The following is a 16,116-nucleotide window of genomic DNA, read 5'->3' as shown; positions in this document are numbered from 1 at the left end:
TAGGGTTGCGATTGACCCCGCGAATCGCTCCTGCTGATATCCTGCTGTAAAGCACGGTTTTAAACGTGATGGCAGAAAAAACAGCCGCTTGCGGATTCCGCGCGGCTGTTTTTTTCATGGGGCGCCGATTTGAAAATCGTGCTAAAATAAACTGCATAAGCATAAAGGATAAAAAGCGGCCGTATGAAACGGCATGACGAGATTACCCTCATAACGATAAGGGGACCAAACATGAACGAAATTTTACATATATACCATACAAATGATATCCACAGCCATTTTGAAAACTGGCCGAAAATCCGCCATTTTCTTGAGCGGAAACAGGTGCAGCATGCCCGGCAACATGAAGAGATGCTACTGTTTGATCTTGGCGACCATGTCGACAGATGGCATCCGTATACAGAAGGGACCATGGGCAAAGCAAATGTCCGGCTTTTAAATCAACTGGGGTATTTGGCTGCAACCATCGGCAATAATGAAGGAATTACGATGCCGCATGAGGCGCTTGACACATTGTATGGGGAAGCGCAATTTGACGTGATTCTTGCCAACCTGTATAGAGAAAACGGGAAACGGCCACAGTGGGCAGCACCGCGGAAATTGTACATGACAAAAAGCGGTGTCAAAATCGGGGTAACCGGTGTGACGGCAGGATTTTATAAACTGTACCGGCTGCTTGGCTGGCAGCTCTCCAATCCGCTGGAAGAACTTGGGAAACAAATTGATACTTTAAAAAACGAGGCGGATATCCTTATCGTCTTGTCGCATCTCGGCATTCATGACGACCGCCTTATTGCAAAGCTGTACCCGGAAGTGGACCTTGTTTTGGGCGGGCATACGCACCATGTGCTGGCAAAAGGCGAAATGGACGGACGGACGCTGCTTGCTGCAGCCGGCAAATACGGCTATTATATCGGCCATGTCAAGCTTGAAATCGATCCGGCTGCCAAAAAAATAGTCTATCAGTCCGCTCGTGCTTTACCGACCGGGAACTTCCAGGAACCGCCCGGAGAAACGGCCGAGATTGAACATTACTATTTTGAAGGAAAAAAATTATTGAATCAAAAACTTGTGTATTTACCGGAAAAATTGGAATCGGACTGGTTCAGGGAAAACCGGCTTGCGGGCTTGCTTTGCGATGCGGTAATGGAATGGTGCGATGCCGATTGCGCGTTTTTAAATGCCGGCCTTGTGCTGGATAGTCTGGAACACGGGCCGGTCACGAAATTTGATCTCCACCGTATTCTCCCGCACCCGATCAACCCATGCCTGGTCGAGCTGACAGGCGAAAAACTTCAGGAAGTGCTTCTTTCAACGCTCGACCCGAAATGGCCGCATCTGGAGCTGAAAGGGCTCGGTTTCCGCGGGAAAATCATGGGCCGGTTTATTTACCGGAATATCGGCTTTAATCATGCTTTGCAGAAAATAGAGGTGGGGGGCAGGCCGCTGGAGCCGGACCGCATCTACAGGCTTGGTACGATTGATATGTACACATTTGGCGACTTTTTCCCGCATATCCGTGAGGCGAAAATCCATTATTTTATGCCGGAATTTTTGCGTGACGTAATGGAATGGAAGTTATTGAAGGAATACGGCCAGCAGGATTAAATACCCAGACGCAAAGCAAGGCAGCAATGCATCAATCGAAGTTTCCTGGCCCCGAGAATCAGTGATGCCAACGGAGTTTCCAAGGGCCTTCTTGCGGAATGGGGATATGCCAGCACAGCGGCTGGCAGGAACTTTTCACCGCCCTTTTCATAAAGTATAAAAGAAAGGGGCGGATGGAAATGGTAACCGTAACACCTGTTGAGATCGGGGGACATACGTTTATCGCGACAACTGTCCGGCTGCCGAAAACAACCTTGCTGGCCGTATCGTGCGACAAGGGCTATATTATGTGCGGTGCGCTTGATGTGAGCTTGTTGAATGATCAACTAAAAGACCGCCAAATTATCGCCGGCAGGGCAGTCGGTGTGAAGACGATCGAACAATTGCTGGAAGCACCGCTCGAGTCGGTCACCCATGAAGCGGAAAAACTCGGTATTACCGCCGGCATGATCGGGAAAAAGGCACTGTTAAAAATGATCTAAACGTTCGATCAGACTGAAGCACAAAAAAAGGTGTTGCATGCGTCTTTCCTGGGCGATGAAGGACAAAAAGCAGGGCCCTAAGTGTCGAAATGTCCTTCATCGGGGTGATGAAGGACAAACCGCATTGCCGGAACCGCCGAAATGTCTTTCATTCACAGATTAGGAAAGACAAACCGCACCGCAGCCGGAAAACATAAAAATATCCTTCAGCACACCAACCAGGACCGCGTTTTTTGATCATAATCCCTCCTGTACAGACATATATTTGCTTTCAGGGGGGATTTTTTATGCGAAAATTCCGCACCTCAAAACGGCGGGGACCATTGCCGGCGCGGTATGTGCTTTTGCTTTCCATCGCATTTTTTACGGTGACTACCATTATCAGCATTATCATTATTGACGAAGGCATAAAACCAACATTAATGCGGTACGCCGAGTCGGAAATGAATAAAATCGCCTCGTATGTCACGAACGAAGCAATTAAAGACCATGTGAGCGGCGGAAAAAACAGCAAGTTGGATACGATTGACCCGCGGGAATTGGCCGCCACCCAGTCTGAAATTGAAAACCAAATTACCCGCCAATTTAAAGAAGTGGAAGAAGGAGACATTACGTCTCTTGAAGAAATATCAAACGACGGCATGCTCGGCAAAAAGAAAAAATCAAAACCCGAAATTTTTTCCGTTCCGCTCGGGAAAGTAACCAATATCGCCCTGCTTGGGAACATGGGGCCGGATATTCCCGTGACCTTTCAAATGGTGGGGGATGTTGAAAGCTCCAATATTAAAGTAAAAAAAGAAGAATACGGCATTAACAATGCATTTTTTTATATTTATGTTCAAATCAAAATCAAAATGCAGGTCATTATCCCGTTTGCCTCGGATGTCCTCACTTACACTCATGATGTCCCGCTTGCAATGGGCAACTATAACGGCGATGTCCCGCAATTTTATAACGGAAACGGCGGCGGTGCGCAGCCGCTCATCGAACTGCCGAAAAGCACGAAATAAGGAGCGCCACATTCGCATTGTAGTGCTCCTTATTTCCGCTGTTTCTCAAACGATTCCCATCTCCTTAAGTACGGGTAAGGATCAAAAGACCATTCGTTTCGGCCGTTGTCTTTGTATATGCCGTAGTGCAAATGCGGCGGGAATTTTCCGGATGTGCCGGGCGGGCCGTAACCGGTGCTGCCGACGCTGCCGATCAGCATGCCCGGTTTGACGACCTGGCCGACATGCAAATTTTTGGCATAACCGCTTAAATGGGCAAAATAATGATACGAATTGTTCAAATCACGGATGCCGATGCGCCAGCCGCCGTACTTGTTCCACCCTTTCAATTCAATGACCCCGTAACAAGTCGCGCGTACCGGAACGCCGTAATCGGCAAAAATATCCGTCCCTTCGTGGATGCGGCGCCCGCCCCAGCCGCGCCGGTCGCCCCATGTGCTCCGGTAGCTGTAATTGTATCCGGGCGGGATCGGGAACGCCTGGTCTGTCAGCTGAATGGTGCCGAATGTCTTGTAAATCTTCGCCTTTTCCGTAATCAGCTGCACGGCTTTATCCCGTTTGTAATAATGCCACAGCGCAATTTCAAAGCCGTCGTCGTCCGTTCCATACTGCAGCAAATAGTCGCTCATCGTAAAAAGCACGTCCAGATCATGGTTGCGGTCAGCTTTCCCATCTCCGTTCCCGTCCTTGCCGATCCCGCCGAAAAACGCAATCGAAAGCGGGCGGGTATCATTGTGGTTCGGATTGGAAAGCCCGGACCACTTTTCAGGGGGAAAATAAATGGAAATAAGGCCGGCCGGTTTCGGCAGGTCGGAACGGACAAACCGGATGCTCCGTTCATACTGATCAATGGCTGCCAAATTGTACCACGGAATCTGGGTAAATGCCTCCATATGCTGATAAAGTTCCATCCGTTTTTTGTACATTTCTTTATCGGGCATTTCTTTTGCTTGGGCATGAATGGCAGAAAATGAAAGCCCCGTTACAAGGCAGAAAAGCAAAGCAAACCGCAATGTGAAAACCCTCTTTCTGTCAATGTTGTCGATTTGGCACCGTACAAACAGGAAATCGCAATATGAAAATCTTCTTATGCTTATTGTGGAAAGAGCAGCGGATTTTCATCAATATTAAATATTGGAAAAACCGGTGGCGTTTTCTTTTCAAAGAAGTGCCGAATGTGGTAAAGTGAGAGAGAACAAACCCGGGAAAATGGTGGGAGAGATGGAAAATGAACAAACAGGAAGAGATTTTACGCAAACCCGAATGGCTGAAAATCAAGCTTAATACGAATGAAAATTATACAGGATTAAAAAAATTAATGCGCACGGAAAACTTACATACTGTTTGCGAAGAAGCGAGATGCCCGAATATCCATGAATGCTGGGGAACAAGGCGGACTGCAACTTTCATGATTCTGGGCGATACGTGCACACGCGCCTGCCGTTTTTGCGCCGTAAAAACCGGGCTGCCGTCCGAACTTGACTGGCAGGAACCGGAGCGGGTTGCTGAATCGGTGCAAAAAATGAACTTGAAGCATGTGGTTGTGACGATGGTGGCCCGTGATGATTTGAAAGACGGCGGGGCAGCGGTAATGGCTGAAACGATCCGTGCGATCCGCCGCATAAATCCATTTACGACCATTGAAGTGCTGCCTTCCGATTTGCAGGGCCGGTACGAAAGTTTAAAAACATTGATGGATGCAAAACCGGATATTTTAAACCATAATATCGAAACGGTCCGGAGGCTGACAAGAAGGGTCCGCGCCCGCGCCACGTACGACAGGTCGCTTGAATTTTTGCATCGGGCAAAGGAAATGCAGCCGGAGATTCCGACAAAATCAAGCATCATGGTCGGCCTCGGCGAAACGATGGAAGAACTGGCGGAAGCAATGGATGATCTGCGCGCCAATAATGTGGACATCGTGACGTTCGGGCAGTATTTGCAGCCGACGAAAAAACATATGAAAGTGGTCAAATATTACCACCCGGATGAATTTGCCGAATTAAAACGAATAGCGCTTGAAAAGGGATTCAGCCACTGCGAATCCGGCCCGCTTGTCCGCTCTTCATACCATGCGGATGAACAGGTAGGTGCCGCTGCAAAAGCAAAGCATATTTTAGGGAACATGGAACAAACGCAACAAATTTGAGAAACAGGCTGCGCACTTGATGGGCGCAGTTTTTTTCACGGAAAATTCCGCTCAATGGAGTTGAAAAAATTTTTCGCGTTCCGCTTAGAATTTGGGCGTTTTTTCGCTATAATAAAATTAGGCAGGAAGGCACACGGGGAAAATGGAGGGATTGAACTTGGTCACCATCCACCGCCATACGTACGAGATTATTGACAATTACCGGAATGGCTACAATGAAGAAGCATTCCGAAGCAGATATAGTGAAATACTGGAAAAGTACGACTATATTGTCGGCGACTGGGGTTACGGACAGCTGCGGCTGCGCGGCTTTTTTGATGACCGCAATCCGAAATCCACTTTTGACACCAGAATCAGTACACTCACGGAATATCTTTATGAATACTGCAATTTCGGCTGTGCCTATTTTGTCGCAAAGAAAGTCGTTGCCAAATAAGTGTTGCCCGGCACCGCCAGTTGATAAATTTTAGGCAGAAGGTGACAGGATGTATTTTGTGGATCGTGAAAAAATAAACGGGATATTGTCATTTATGGAAAAGCGGCTTGCCTTGTTTCAAGCGCAACCGGCCTGGCAGACCGAAATCGAAAAGGCTGCTTTGGAAAGAATTGCAGAAACAGTCATCGAATCGGTCCTTGATGCCGGAAACGCGATCATTGACGGGTTTATTATGCGCGATCCGGGGAGCTACGAAGACATCATTGACATTTTGGAAGATGAAAATGTGGTTTCAGCCGAATCGGCAAAGCAGCTGACGGCTGTCATCGCGCTCAGGAAGCAGCTTGTCCGGGAATATACGGATCCGGATTACGCCACTTTTCAGGAAGTGCTTGCGGCTAACTTCAAGGCGCTCGAACGGTTTCCGGAAGATGTGCGCACTTACCTGGCAAACGAACTCGGCCCGGTTAACGCTTTTAAAGGGGAATAAGCAACGAAACAGAGAGGAATTTCAGCATGAAAAAGTATAAAGCCTATTTGATTGATTTGGACGGCACTATGTACCGCGGAACGGAAAAAATAGAAGAAGCCGGCGATTTTGTCAGCCGGTTGCAGGAAAAAGGGATCCCGTATTTATTTGTTACAAACAATTCTTCGAGGACACCAGCCCAGGTTGCCGAAAAACTGCGCGGATTCGATATACCGGCAAAAACGGAGCAGGTCTTTACGACATCCATGGCAACCGCCCGCTATATTTATGAGGAAAAACCGGATGCTTCTGTATATGTGATTGGCGAAGAAGGCATTAAAACGGCCATCAAAGAAAAAGGTTTTACGGTCACATCCGATCACCCCGATTATGTGGTGCTCGGCATCGACCGGGAGATTACTTACGAAAAGCTAGCCCTCGGCGCCATTGCGATCCGTAATGGGGCAAAATTTGTTTCCACGAACGCCGATATTGCGCTTCCAACTGAACGCGGGCTGCTCCCGGGAAACGGGGCTTTAACCTCGGTGCTTGCGGTTGCGACCCAAACCAAGCCGGTCTTTATCGGCAAACCGGAACCGATCATTACCGAGCAGGCACTTGAATATCTCGGTTCGAAAAAAGAAGAGACGATCATGGTTGGGGACAATTACGATACGGATATTCTGGCGGGCATCCGCACGGGCATTGACACCCTGCTCGTCCATACCGGCGTAACGACAAAGGAAATGTTGAAAACAAAAGAAGTCCAGCCAACCTATACGGTTGATACCCTTGACCAGTGGGAAGTGTGACAAGCGCGGGGCAAAAGGAGGAGCCATATGCCCGCCTCGGCAAAGTCTGCGTTATTTGGAAAACGAAGACCGAAAAAACGGCAAGATACAATAAAACGTATCTTGCCGTTTTTTCTGTTTTTACGGCTGCACATGCGCCACTCTGTGTGCATGGCGGCTTGCGGCTGCAGCGGCAATGGCCCCGACGATATCATCGAGAAACGTATTGCATGAGCCGTCGGAATGGTCATTAAGCTTTGCCAAAATGCCCGGTTTTTGTTTGTCAATATACCCGTAGTTGGTAAAGCCGATCGAACCGTACACGTTCACAATCGACAAAGCCATAATTTCATCAATGCCGTAAAGGGACTCATCGACCGCAATCGTGCTTTGCAGCGGTTCGTCAAGCATCCCTTTTTCCGCCAGCACATCCAGCTGGATCCCGGTTAAAATGGCGTTTTGCACTTCGCGTTTGGACAGAACGGCGTTGACACTTTCCATGCAATCCTCCAGTGTCATTTCCGGAAAGTACTTTTCTTGCAAATACAGGACGAGTTTCGCAATATCTTCCACTTCTACGCCCCGTTCTTTCAACCTCTGCCTTGCAATTTGTTCTGACACATCCATATTTTTCTTGTTTTCCATGTTCTCACCTCAACTATTCGACATTTTCTTTAGCATGATCATTCTAATGGATTTTATGAGATCAAGCAAGAATACACGTTCCTTCACATATAATGTAGAAAGTGCAATGTATTTTTTGGGGGAGGGAAGATGATGGCACAGGCCATTTTGAAAAAATATTACGGCATTGACGCCGGGCAGCCTTTTTTTGACGGAAAACGGGTCCGCTATGAAGCAAACGGTAATCTTTATACGCTCGTTCCCGTGACAAATGTTCCTGAAAATGTGCTTGTTGAATTATATGAAATGTCCCGGCACCTCGTGACGAATGGCGACCGCTATGCCTCCGCCTTTTATCCATCTAAAGAAAAGAAGTTTCTCGTAACGGACGGGGATAGCGATTATGTTTTACTGGAAAACCGCTATAAAAAAGCGCCCGGAAATATGCGCACGGGCAGGAAGCTTGCGAAATTCCACCTGCGCGGCCGCACGCTTTCCGCCACGATAACGGAAACAAACCGGATGGGCGAATGGAAAAATTACTGGGAAATGCGCCTTGAACAAATGGAAAAGGCATGGTACCGGACAGTGGAAGAGCACCCCGACCGCCCGTTTGAACGCCTGTTTGCCGAAACGTTTCCCTATTACATGGGGCTTTGTGAAAATGCGATCCAGTATGTCGTCGATACGGAAATGGATGAGGCGCCTGCCCCGGGGGATGCCGGTACCATTTGCCATGAACGGTTTTCAAACGAAACATGGGGCCGGAAATTTATCATCCACCACCCGTTTGACTGGGTGTTTGACCACGCAGGCAGGGACATTGCCGAGTGGATCCGCGCGCAGTATTTTAAGAAAACACACACGTTCCGGCCTGATGTCCGCGCTTTTTTGCAGCAATATGTTTCGCTTTCGCCGCTTTCGCCTTTTTCGTGGCGGCTGATTTTCGCGCGCCTGCTGTTTCCCCTTCATTATTTTGAATGTGTGGAAACCTATTTTCTCACCCGGTCTGAAAAGGAACAAATCATGCATGAGGAACAGCTTTGGAAAATTGTACGGGGGGCAGAGGCATACGAAGCATTTCTGGGTGAATTTTATGAGCTCTCGGAAGTCCCGATAAGAAAATACCATATTCCCCGGGTGGCATGGCTAAAAGCCCGATAAAAGAAAGGACGGCAAGCACCTGAACCGCACCGCCGGCCATGCCCGTCCGTCGTGAAGGCAAGCGGGGATGCCGGGCATAGTGTGAATGGCCCCGGAGAATCGCCCACGCCAAGAATCATTTTATCCCAGCAAAAAAGCGGCTCCTTGATAGGAAACCGCGTACTGCCCGTTAAAAAACCTGTTCAACTTCCACAACGCCGGGAACCTCTTCAAACAATGCGCGTTCTATCCCGGCTTTCAACGTGATCGTGGAACTCGGGCAGCTGCCGCATGCCCCTAAAAGGCGGAGTTTGACAATGCCGTCTTCCACGTCGATCAGCTCGCAATCGCCGCCATCACGGAGCAAAAACGGGCGCAATTTATCCAATACTTCCTGAACTTGTTCTGTAATTGTATCTGCAGGCATATGATCGCTCCTTTCTTACCTCTCATTATATACAGGATTACGAGAAAAATCTATTATAAAAAAGGGATATAGTGTTTTCCTTTTTGCAGGCTGTTGTGTACAATATGAATAAGAAATCCACGGAAGAGGTGCGGGTTTGATGGAGAAAAAAGTGGCGATTCAAGTTTACGGGGCGGAGCAAATATGCGCAAGCTGCGTCGGCGCGCCGTCTTCTAAAGATACATTCGAATGGCTAAAAGCAGCGCTTTCGCGGAAATACTCGGGCCAGCCGTTTGACATGCAGTATATCGATATTTTTGCACCCGGTGATGATCCGGAAATCCGTTCTTTTGCGCAAAAAGTGCTGGATGAAGATCTTTTTTATCCGGTTGTTGTCATTGAAGGCGAACTGGTGGCAGAAGGCAATCCACGGTTAAAGAAAATTTATGCGGCCATGGAACAACACGGGTTTATCCCGGAAAATACGCTTGCAGCAAATGAGTGAAAAAAGGGGATGGGGAAATTGATCCGTTTTTATGGCAGTGTTTTTTGCCTGGATGTTTCCCAATTTTTCACTTTTTGCCCTAAAGAATACGCAATCATTGTTTTGCACAGTGTAAATGGTTATAATCAAGGAAAGGAGGTTCGGATCATGAGTGAAGTGATTCATCTTACAGAAGCAGCTGCGTTTCAAATTAAAGACATGATGGAGCAAAACGATGAGCAGGACGCATATTTTCGTGTGTCTGTAAACGGCGGGGGCTGCAGCGGCCTATCGTACGGCCTGTCGCTTGATCACGAAATCAAAGAAGGCGATGCTGTCGGCGAACAGCACGGCATCCGGATTCTCGTCGACCATGAGAGCGCCCCGATTTTAACCGGCACGGTCATCGATTATAAGCAGTCGCTTTTAGGGGGCGGATTCACGATCGATAATCCGAATGCGATTGTCACCTGCGGCTGCGGCTCCTCATTTAAAACCAAAACAAAAGCCGGCACACCGGAAAAATGCTGAAGCATTTAAAGTGATGCTGCAAAAACAGGATATTTTTACGCCGGCATGCTTGCCGTTTCATTGCAGCAGCGCAGGATATCCCGCCAATGACAAGCGGGGGTTTTGCGCTGCTGAAGTAATTTAAGCCCCTTTTTTGGTTAAGTTCTGCCCTTCTACCCCGTGAAAATCTTTTCAAAAAATCCAGCCAGCGCCCGTCTCCCGGTTTTCTTCCTGCCCGGGCACGCCAATTTCCTTTGCTGTTTGCACATTAAGAGCGATATTTAATCAAAAATCCCGGTTGGGCAGCCATCCGGGATTTTGATTTTTCCTTATTCAAACAGCGAAGTGCTGTGCATCGGCTGGACGCGGGCTTTCGGGTCAAGATATGTTTTCGCGTTGCTGACCGCGGTGGTGGCTTCCCCGAACCCCGTTACAATTAACTTCACTTTGCCTTCAAACGTGCAAACATCGCCGGCCGCATAAACGCCTGGGATGTTTGTTTCCATTTTGGAGTTGACGACAATGGAATTTTTTTGAATCTCTAGGCCCCAGTTTTTAATCGGGCCAAGTGACGAAATAAAGCCGTAATTGCAAATAAGGGCATCAATATCAAGCGTTTCTTTCGCCTCGCCTTTTACTTCTTCAATCACAAGCCGGGAAATGTTTTCCCCGTCGCCAATCACTTCGCTCGCGACAAACGGTGTTTTAATCTCCACGCGCGATTGCTTCAACTGTTCCACCGTGCGTTCATGGGCACGGAATTTGTCACGGCGGTGGATGAGCGTCACTTTTTCGGCGACCGGTTCCAGCATAAGCGCCCAGTCGACCGCGGAATCGCCGCCGCCAAGGATGGCAACGCTTTTGCCGGCAAACTGGTCCATATCATTTATAAAATAAAACAGATTGTTTCCTTCGTATTGTGCAGCATTTTCCACTTCAAGGCGGCGCGGCTGGAATGCGCCGACACCGGCAGTGATGATGACTGCTCTGGAATGGTGGATTTCTTTATCAGTTGTCAGCGTAAAAATGCCGTCTTCACTCTTTTCAAGCTTTTCTGCGGACTGGCCCGTGCAGATCACCGGCTGGAACATGGAGGCCTGCGCTTCTAATTGATGCACGAGATCAGCTGCCTTCACTTTTGGAAAACCGGCGACATCGTATATATACTTTTCAGGGTAAAGCGCAGCCAGCTGCCCGCCAAGCTGTGGCAGGCTTTCAATGATTTTTACAGACATTTTCCGCAATCCGGCGTAAAAAGCTGTAAACAAGCCGGTCGGCCCGCCCCCGATAACAGTTATATCATAAATGGTTTGATCTTCCTTCAACGAAACCCCTCCAATACGCTTCATTCTCCTTCATCATAGCACATTTTGGCACAAGCGCACAGGCTAAAAACCTCTGCGGGCAAGGCAGGCAGGTGTTCCTGCGTCCGGAAAAAATTTCAGGCACCATGTTATATATTAGAATATTTTTATTATTATTTTATTACAGTTTTCAATTGAAAATAGCGGGTAAAAAGCATATGATTGAAGTGAAGAATATGTATTTTTTGTGACAATTTGATGGAGATCATGTGACAAATTTGGCGTGCCAATTGTCGTGAATAAAATCACAAATAATGGATGATGTTGCCATACAGGCGCCGGCCTGTCCAAAATAAAGAGATGGAAGTGAGAAAAATGGAGAAACCGAAAGTGGTTATACTGGGTGCCGGTTACGGCGGGCTCATGACCGTGACGCGTCTGCAAAAACAGCTTGCAAAAGGGGAAGCGGACATCACACTCGTGAACAAAAATGATTACCATTACGAAACAACATGGCTTCATGAAGCTTCCGCCGGCACATTGCACCATGACCGGGTCCGCTACCCGATTCAAAACGTCTTAAATAAGAATAAAGTGCAATTTAAACAGGCGGAAGTCAAGCGGATAAACAAAGACGCGAACATAGTAGATTTAAAAGACGGGGAAGAATTGCCATATGACTATCTCGTCATTGCGCTCGGTTCCAACGCGGAAACATTCGGAATCGAAGGTTTGAAAGAGCATACTTTTTCGATTACAGATGTAAGCGCTGCCCAAAAAATCCGGGAACATATTGAGCGCCAGTTCGATGCCTACCGGAGGGAAAACGATAAAGATGACAACCGGCTCACCATTGTGGTCGGCGGTGCGGGTTTTACCGGCATCGAGTTTCTTGGCGAGCTGGTGAACCGGATTCCGGCGCTTTGCAAGGAATACGGGATTCCACGCGATAAAGTGCGGATCGTTTCGATTGAATCCAATCCTATCGTTCTCCCGCAATTTGACCGCGAACTTGTCGATTACGCCCTTTCGTATTTGGAAAGCAAAGGCGTCGAGTTCCATATTGGCACGGCGGTCAAAAAAGCGACAAAAGACGGGGTATGGGCCTGCAAAAAAGGCGGAGAGCCGTACGAAATCAAGGCTGGCACCGTCATCTGGTCCGCGGGTGTGCGCGGGAATAGCGTGATTGATGCGTCCGGGTTTGAAACGGTGCGCGGCCGGGTGAAAGTCAAACCGGATTTGACCGTTCCGGGGCATGAAAATGTTTTTGTAATTGGGGACTGTGCGCTGATCATCAATAAGGACACAAACCGCCCGTACCCGCCGACAGCGCAGATGGCGATGCAGCATGGGGAAGTATGCGCACGGAACCTCCTGAAAAAGATCCACGGTGAAGAAAGCCTGGAAGCTTTCACTTTTAATGACAAAGGCACCGTCTGCTCCCTAGGGGAAGACAATGCGATCGGCATTGTGTTTGGCAAAAAGCTGAAAGGCACTTCTGCTTCTGTTATGAAAAAAGTCGTGGATGACCGTGCCCTGTTTATGATCGGCGGCACGAGGCTTGTTTTAAAGAAAGGAAAATTTAATTTTATATAGCAAAAATATGATCGCGTTACTTTTGACGAAATTCGGTTTTTTCAGTAAACTGGATGTACAACGGGGATGCGGAGGGGCTTATGAGTATACCGGTATTGATTATTTCGATGGTCCTTTTTTTTGTTTTGTTTTTCGGTATCGGTTTTATTGCCAATATGCTTTTGCGGATGACCTGGATTCTCTGTTTTATTTACCCGGTCATTGCGCTTTCGATGATTGACCGGATCGCTTTTTCCCGGTATTTTACCGATCCCGGGACGGCTTTCCGGCAACTTGGGGAGCATCTTAGCTCCATCCATTTATCTGATGCCCTCGTGTTATCGAGCGGCCTTGCGGGGGCACTTTTGGCTGGTGTTGCGATAAAAGCGCTCCGGAAAAACGGATACCGGATGTTTTAAAACTGCCTTGAGGGCAGCTTTTTTTTGCCTTTAAATCGGAGGCGGGCCGGCCGGCAAAAGCCGGCGCAAATTTTCTGGATAAAACAACCAGTGCTTTTTGGAAGCGCCATTTGCAGAATAAGGAGAATGGGCGGCGCGAAAAAGGGCAGACGGATCAGCTGTTTTTTTGCCAATATGCCCGCATATTTTGGAACGGCGTGGGAGACAATAGCCCTAAGAGGAGTGAGACCAATTGAACATGAAAAAATGGATGATCCGCTTATTGATGGCCATTTTGTTCATATGGGCAATGATTTCCACTTTCCAGGCCATTTCGGGGATAAAAGCAGCAGCTGCAAAAGCGGCACCTGCCCGGGCATTGGAAAAAGGATTGGCCGCCATTGCCGCGAGCCAGCCGCAGCCATCCCTTGATGCCTATGACTGGAGCAATTACCCGAAAAAGAAAGTGACAGCAACGGGGTATACGGCAGGGGCCGAATCGACCGGGAAAAGTCCCGACCATCCCGGCTACGGCATCACCTATTCCGGGGTGAAAGTGAAACGGGATTTATATTCAACGATTGCTGCCGATACATCCATTTTTCCAATCGGGACGGTCCTTTATATCCCGGGCTATGATTTCGGTGTTGTTGCCGATACAGGATCTGCCATAAAAGGGAACCGGCTCGATCTGTATTTTGAAACGGTTTCGGATGTTTACAAGAAATGGGGAAAACAGACGCTTGATGTGTATATTATTAAAATGGGGGACGGGTCCCTGACGGAAAAAGAACTGGCTGAACTGAACGAAAACAAAACGATGCAAGTGTTCCGGCAGCAATATATCAAGCCGGAAACGAAAGAATAGCGCAAAATCGCCGGTTGCGCTTTTTTTGTGCGTTTTTTTCAAGCTGGCGGCTATAATGGAACAGAGGTGGTTGTATGTTTGAACTGGGGAAAGGAGATCCGCTTGAATGCCTTGAAGACTGCCTTGTGATTGGCTTGCAGCAAGTTCCTAAAAAGTTTGGCGGCTTGCTTGGCGGCCTGGACAACCGTTTCGGCGGGGCATTGACGGAACTGGTAAAATCCGGCGATCTGTCCGCACGCGCCGGCAGCCTTTCTGTCATTCACACCCTCGGGAAACTGCCAGTAAAACGGCTTTTGTTTATCGGGCTTGGCAACCCGAAAGAACTTAGAAAAGAACATTTGAAAAGGATGTTTGGAAAAGCAGTGAAACACATCCGGAAAATGAGATGGCCTACGGCAGCGGTTTTCCTCGATACGTTTTGCGCCGGCACAGTCAGCGTGAAGGAAGCCGCGCAAATGCTTGGCGAAGCCGTTCCGATGGCCACATACCGGTTTGCCGGTTACAAAGGGCAACCAAATATTCCGGAAGTGCAGCTCGAAAAAGTAGCGGTTTACATCCAGGCTGCCGGGAAAAAACCGGAACCGGCGGAACACGCCACGCCGGTCCATTCCAGTGTCGCCGAGGAAGCAGAGATCCGGCCGGGGAATGCCGAGCATGTTAATGCCGCCGGGAAAACAGAGGGCCAACCGGTTAAAAACGCCAATCTTCAAACGGATACATACCGTAAAAATAACGGTTCCCCCGAAGAAACAACAGGCGCTGCCCTGCACCGCGGGTACGTGTATGGCAAAGCCGTGAATACGGCACGGACGTTTGCCAATATGCCGGTGAATATATGGACGCCGGCCCGTCTCGCGGAATATGCCGCATCACTTGCAAAAAAATACCCTTTTGAAGTGGAAATCCTTGAAAAAATGGAGATGGAGAAGCTTGGAATGGGTGCGGTTTTGGCTGCGGCGGGGGAATCCAAAGAGCCGCCGATCCTGGTCATCCTGAAATACGCGGGCAAACGGGAATGGGGCAATGTGCTCGCACTTGTCGGACCCGGTGCCGCAGCCGATTGTTGCACACCAGGTGAGAACACCGGCATGGCAGGGGCGGCAGCTGTTCTGGGCGCCATGGAAGTGATCGGGGAACGGAAACCGGCAAAAAACGTGGTGGCGGTCGTTCCCGTGGCCGATAACAGCATAAACGATACCATGTGCAAACCGCGGGTGGTCCCGGCAAACGATGGGCGGGGTGAAATGCGTACTGGAACGGGCGCTGTTATCACGAGCATGAACGGCAAAACGATTGAAGTGCGGGATACCGGCGCCACCGGCTTGCTGATGCTCGCTGATGCCGTAACGTATGCGAAACAATATGGTGCCAGCCAAATTGTGGATGTTGCAACCTTGACAACGGGTGTGATCCCGGCGCTCGGCCGCGATAAAACGGGCGCTGTCGCCAATTGCGATGTTTTTTTTGAACGGGTGCTGGAATCCGCAAAAGAAGCAGGAGAATTCATCTGGCGCCTCCCGGTAACGGAAGCGGACAAAGAAAACGCACGAAGCAGCAAGATCGCCGACTTGAACGGTTCGCCAGGCAGAGAGGGCGGCGTGATGGTGAACGGGGCTTTTATCGGAGCGTTTGTGGAAGATACCCCATGGGCCCATCTGGAGATTACAGGAACCGCCATAACAGGGAAAGAAACCGATCTTGGCCCGGCCGGTGCAACCGGCGTAATGGTACGGACACTGGCCTTGCTGGCTGAGAAGATGGCAGAACAGGATTAAAGGGGGGCGCGCTACTCCAAGCGAAATGAATGTGCTGAAAGGCGTGCGCCCCCACGACCGCAGTTTTAATGAAGCGCTGTAACG

18 protein-coding genes are annotated in these 16,116 nt (G+C 48.9%); 14 read left to right on the top strand and 4 right to left on the bottom strand.

The genetic code is table 11. The features are described from left to right. The first annotated feature begins 231 nt into the window (after positions 1-231). The 3 genes from NST20_RS11460 (at position 232) to yunB (ending at position 3,100) form a co-directional block, all read left to right on the top strand. A complete protein-coding gene (locus tag NST20_RS11460; protein WP_342399465.1) occupies positions 232-1,608 on the top strand; it encodes a bifunctional UDP-sugar hydrolase/5'-nucleotidase in 1,377 nt (458 codons plus the stop codon). 179 nt (positions 1,609-1,787) lie between these two features. Further along, positions 1,788-2,090: a DUF1805 domain-containing protein gene (locus NST20_RS11455; protein WP_029142400.1), complete on the top strand. Its 303-nt coding sequence runs from the start codon at positions 1,788-1,790 to the stop codon at positions 2,088-2,090. A gap of 287 nt (positions 2,091-2,377) precedes the next feature. Further along, positions 2,378-3,100 (top strand): sporulation protein YunB, encoded by a 723-nt coding sequence (yunB, locus tag NST20_RS11450; RefSeq protein WP_342399464.1) that lies wholly within the window; start codon positions 2,378-2,380, stop codon positions 3,098-3,100. 29 nt (positions 3,101-3,129) lie between these two features. Here the strand turns inward: yunB and NST20_RS11445 are convergent, their stop codons facing one another. Further along, positions 3,130-4,113 carry a M23 family metallopeptidase gene (locus NST20_RS11445; RefSeq protein WP_342399463.1) on the bottom strand — a complete coding sequence of 328 codons (984 nt, stop codon included), beginning with the start codon at positions 4,111-4,113 and terminating at the stop codon, positions 3,130-3,132. Positions 4,114-4,328: 215 nt separating this feature from the next. Between NST20_RS11445 and lipA the strand changes: the two genes are divergently transcribed. The 4 genes from lipA to NST20_RS11425 all read left to right on the top strand — a co-directional run bounded on the left by lipA (position 4,329) and on the right by NST20_RS11425 (position 6,966). Continuing rightward, positions 4,329-5,249 carry a lipoyl synthase gene (gene lipA, locus NST20_RS11440; RefSeq protein ID WP_013860130.1) on the top strand — a complete coding sequence of 307 codons (921 nt, stop codon included), beginning with the start codon at positions 4,329-4,331 and terminating at the stop codon, positions 5,247-5,249. A gap of 157 nt (positions 5,250-5,406) precedes the next feature. Then, complete coding sequence (locus tag NST20_RS11435; RefSeq protein ID WP_041819326.1) at positions 5,407-5,685, top strand: YutD family protein; 279 nt, start codon at positions 5,407-5,409, stop codon at positions 5,683-5,685. A 49-nt stretch (positions 5,686-5,734) separates the two neighbouring features. Beyond that, positions 5,735-6,175, top strand: a complete 441-nt coding sequence (locus NST20_RS11430; protein ID WP_013860128.1) for a DUF86 domain-containing protein — start codon at positions 5,735-5,737, stop codon at positions 6,173-6,175. A gap of 26 nt (positions 6,176-6,201) precedes the next feature. Beyond that, complete coding sequence (locus NST20_RS11425; protein WP_017554576.1) at positions 6,202-6,966, top strand: TIGR01457 family HAD-type hydrolase; 765 nt, start codon at positions 6,202-6,204, stop codon at positions 6,964-6,966. Between the two features lie 120 nt (positions 6,967-7,086). On the opposite strand, the gene NST20_RS11420 is transcribed toward NST20_RS11425, so the two are convergent. Beyond that, a complete protein-coding gene (locus NST20_RS11420; RefSeq protein WP_013860126.1) occupies positions 7,087-7,590 on the bottom strand; it encodes a phosphatidylglycerophosphatase A in 504 nt (167 codons plus the stop codon). A 132-nt stretch (positions 7,591-7,722) separates the two neighbouring features. Between NST20_RS11420 and yutH the strand changes: the two genes are divergently transcribed. Then, positions 7,723-8,733 (top strand): spore coat putative kinase YutH, encoded by a 1,011-nt coding sequence (gene yutH / locus NST20_RS11415; RefSeq protein ID WP_342399462.1) that lies wholly within the window; start codon positions 7,723-7,725, stop codon positions 8,731-8,733. A gap of 169 nt (positions 8,734-8,902) precedes the next feature. Here yutH and NST20_RS11410 read toward each other — a convergent pair whose 3' ends face one another. Further along, positions 8,903-9,139, bottom strand: coding sequence for a NifU family protein (locus tag NST20_RS11410; RefSeq protein WP_013860124.1), 237 nt, complete (start codon positions 9,137-9,139; stop codon positions 8,903-8,905). Positions 9,140-9,278: 139 nt separating this feature from the next. Between NST20_RS11410 and NST20_RS11405 the strand changes: the two genes are divergently transcribed. Further along, positions 9,279-9,623 carry a YuzD family protein gene (locus tag NST20_RS11405; protein WP_013860123.1) on the top strand — a complete coding sequence of 115 codons (345 nt, stop codon included), beginning with the start codon at positions 9,279-9,281 and terminating at the stop codon, positions 9,621-9,623. A gap of 147 nt (positions 9,624-9,770) precedes the next feature. Further along, on the top strand, positions 9,771-10,133 hold the full coding sequence (locus NST20_RS11400; protein ID WP_013860122.1) for an iron-sulfur cluster assembly accessory protein: 363 nt from the start codon (positions 9,771-9,773) through the stop codon (positions 10,131-10,133). A gap of 308 nt (positions 10,134-10,441) precedes the next feature. Here the strand turns inward: NST20_RS11400 and NST20_RS11395 are convergent, their stop codons facing one another. Beyond that, the gene (locus NST20_RS11395; RefSeq protein ID WP_342399461.1) at positions 10,442-11,437 is read right to left on the bottom strand and encodes an NAD(P)/FAD-dependent oxidoreductase; all 996 of its coding nucleotides are present in this window, start codon (positions 11,435-11,437) and stop codon (positions 10,442-10,444) included. A gap of 354 nt (positions 11,438-11,791) precedes the next feature. Here NST20_RS11395 and NST20_RS11390 point away from each other — a divergent pair, with 354 nt between their 5' ends. From NST20_RS11390 to NST20_RS11375, 4 genes are all read left to right on the top strand, one after another. Continuing rightward, the gene (locus tag NST20_RS11390; protein WP_026683853.1) at positions 11,792-13,012 is read left to right on the top strand and encodes an NAD(P)/FAD-dependent oxidoreductase; all 1,221 of its coding nucleotides are present in this window, start codon (positions 11,792-11,794) and stop codon (positions 13,010-13,012) included. Positions 13,013-13,092: 80 nt separating this feature from the next. Further along, the gene (locus NST20_RS11385) at positions 13,093-13,410 is read left to right on the top strand and encodes a YuiB family protein (RefSeq protein ID WP_342399460.1); all 318 of its coding nucleotides are present in this window, start codon (positions 13,093-13,095) and stop codon (positions 13,408-13,410) included. A gap of 232 nt (positions 13,411-13,642) precedes the next feature. Next, complete coding sequence (locus NST20_RS11380; RefSeq protein WP_017552791.1) at positions 13,643-14,257, top strand: 3D domain-containing protein; 615 nt, start codon at positions 13,643-13,645, stop codon at positions 14,255-14,257. Between the two features lie 74 nt (positions 14,258-14,331). Beyond that, positions 14,332-16,032, top strand: coding sequence for a M17 family peptidase N-terminal domain-containing protein (locus NST20_RS11375; protein WP_342399459.1), 1,701 nt, complete (start codon positions 14,332-14,334; stop codon positions 16,030-16,032). The last annotated feature ends 84 nt before the right edge of the window (positions 16,033-16,116 follow it).

It is taken from the genome of Weizmannia sp. FSL W8-0676, assembly GCF_038593015.1.
GTDB classification, from domain to species: Bacteria; Bacillota; Bacilli; order Bacillales; family Bacillaceae_C; genus Weizmannia; species Weizmannia coagulans.
The sequence above is the reverse complement of the archived record's forward strand: the minus strand, read 5'-3'. Positions and strand labels throughout refer to the sequence as shown.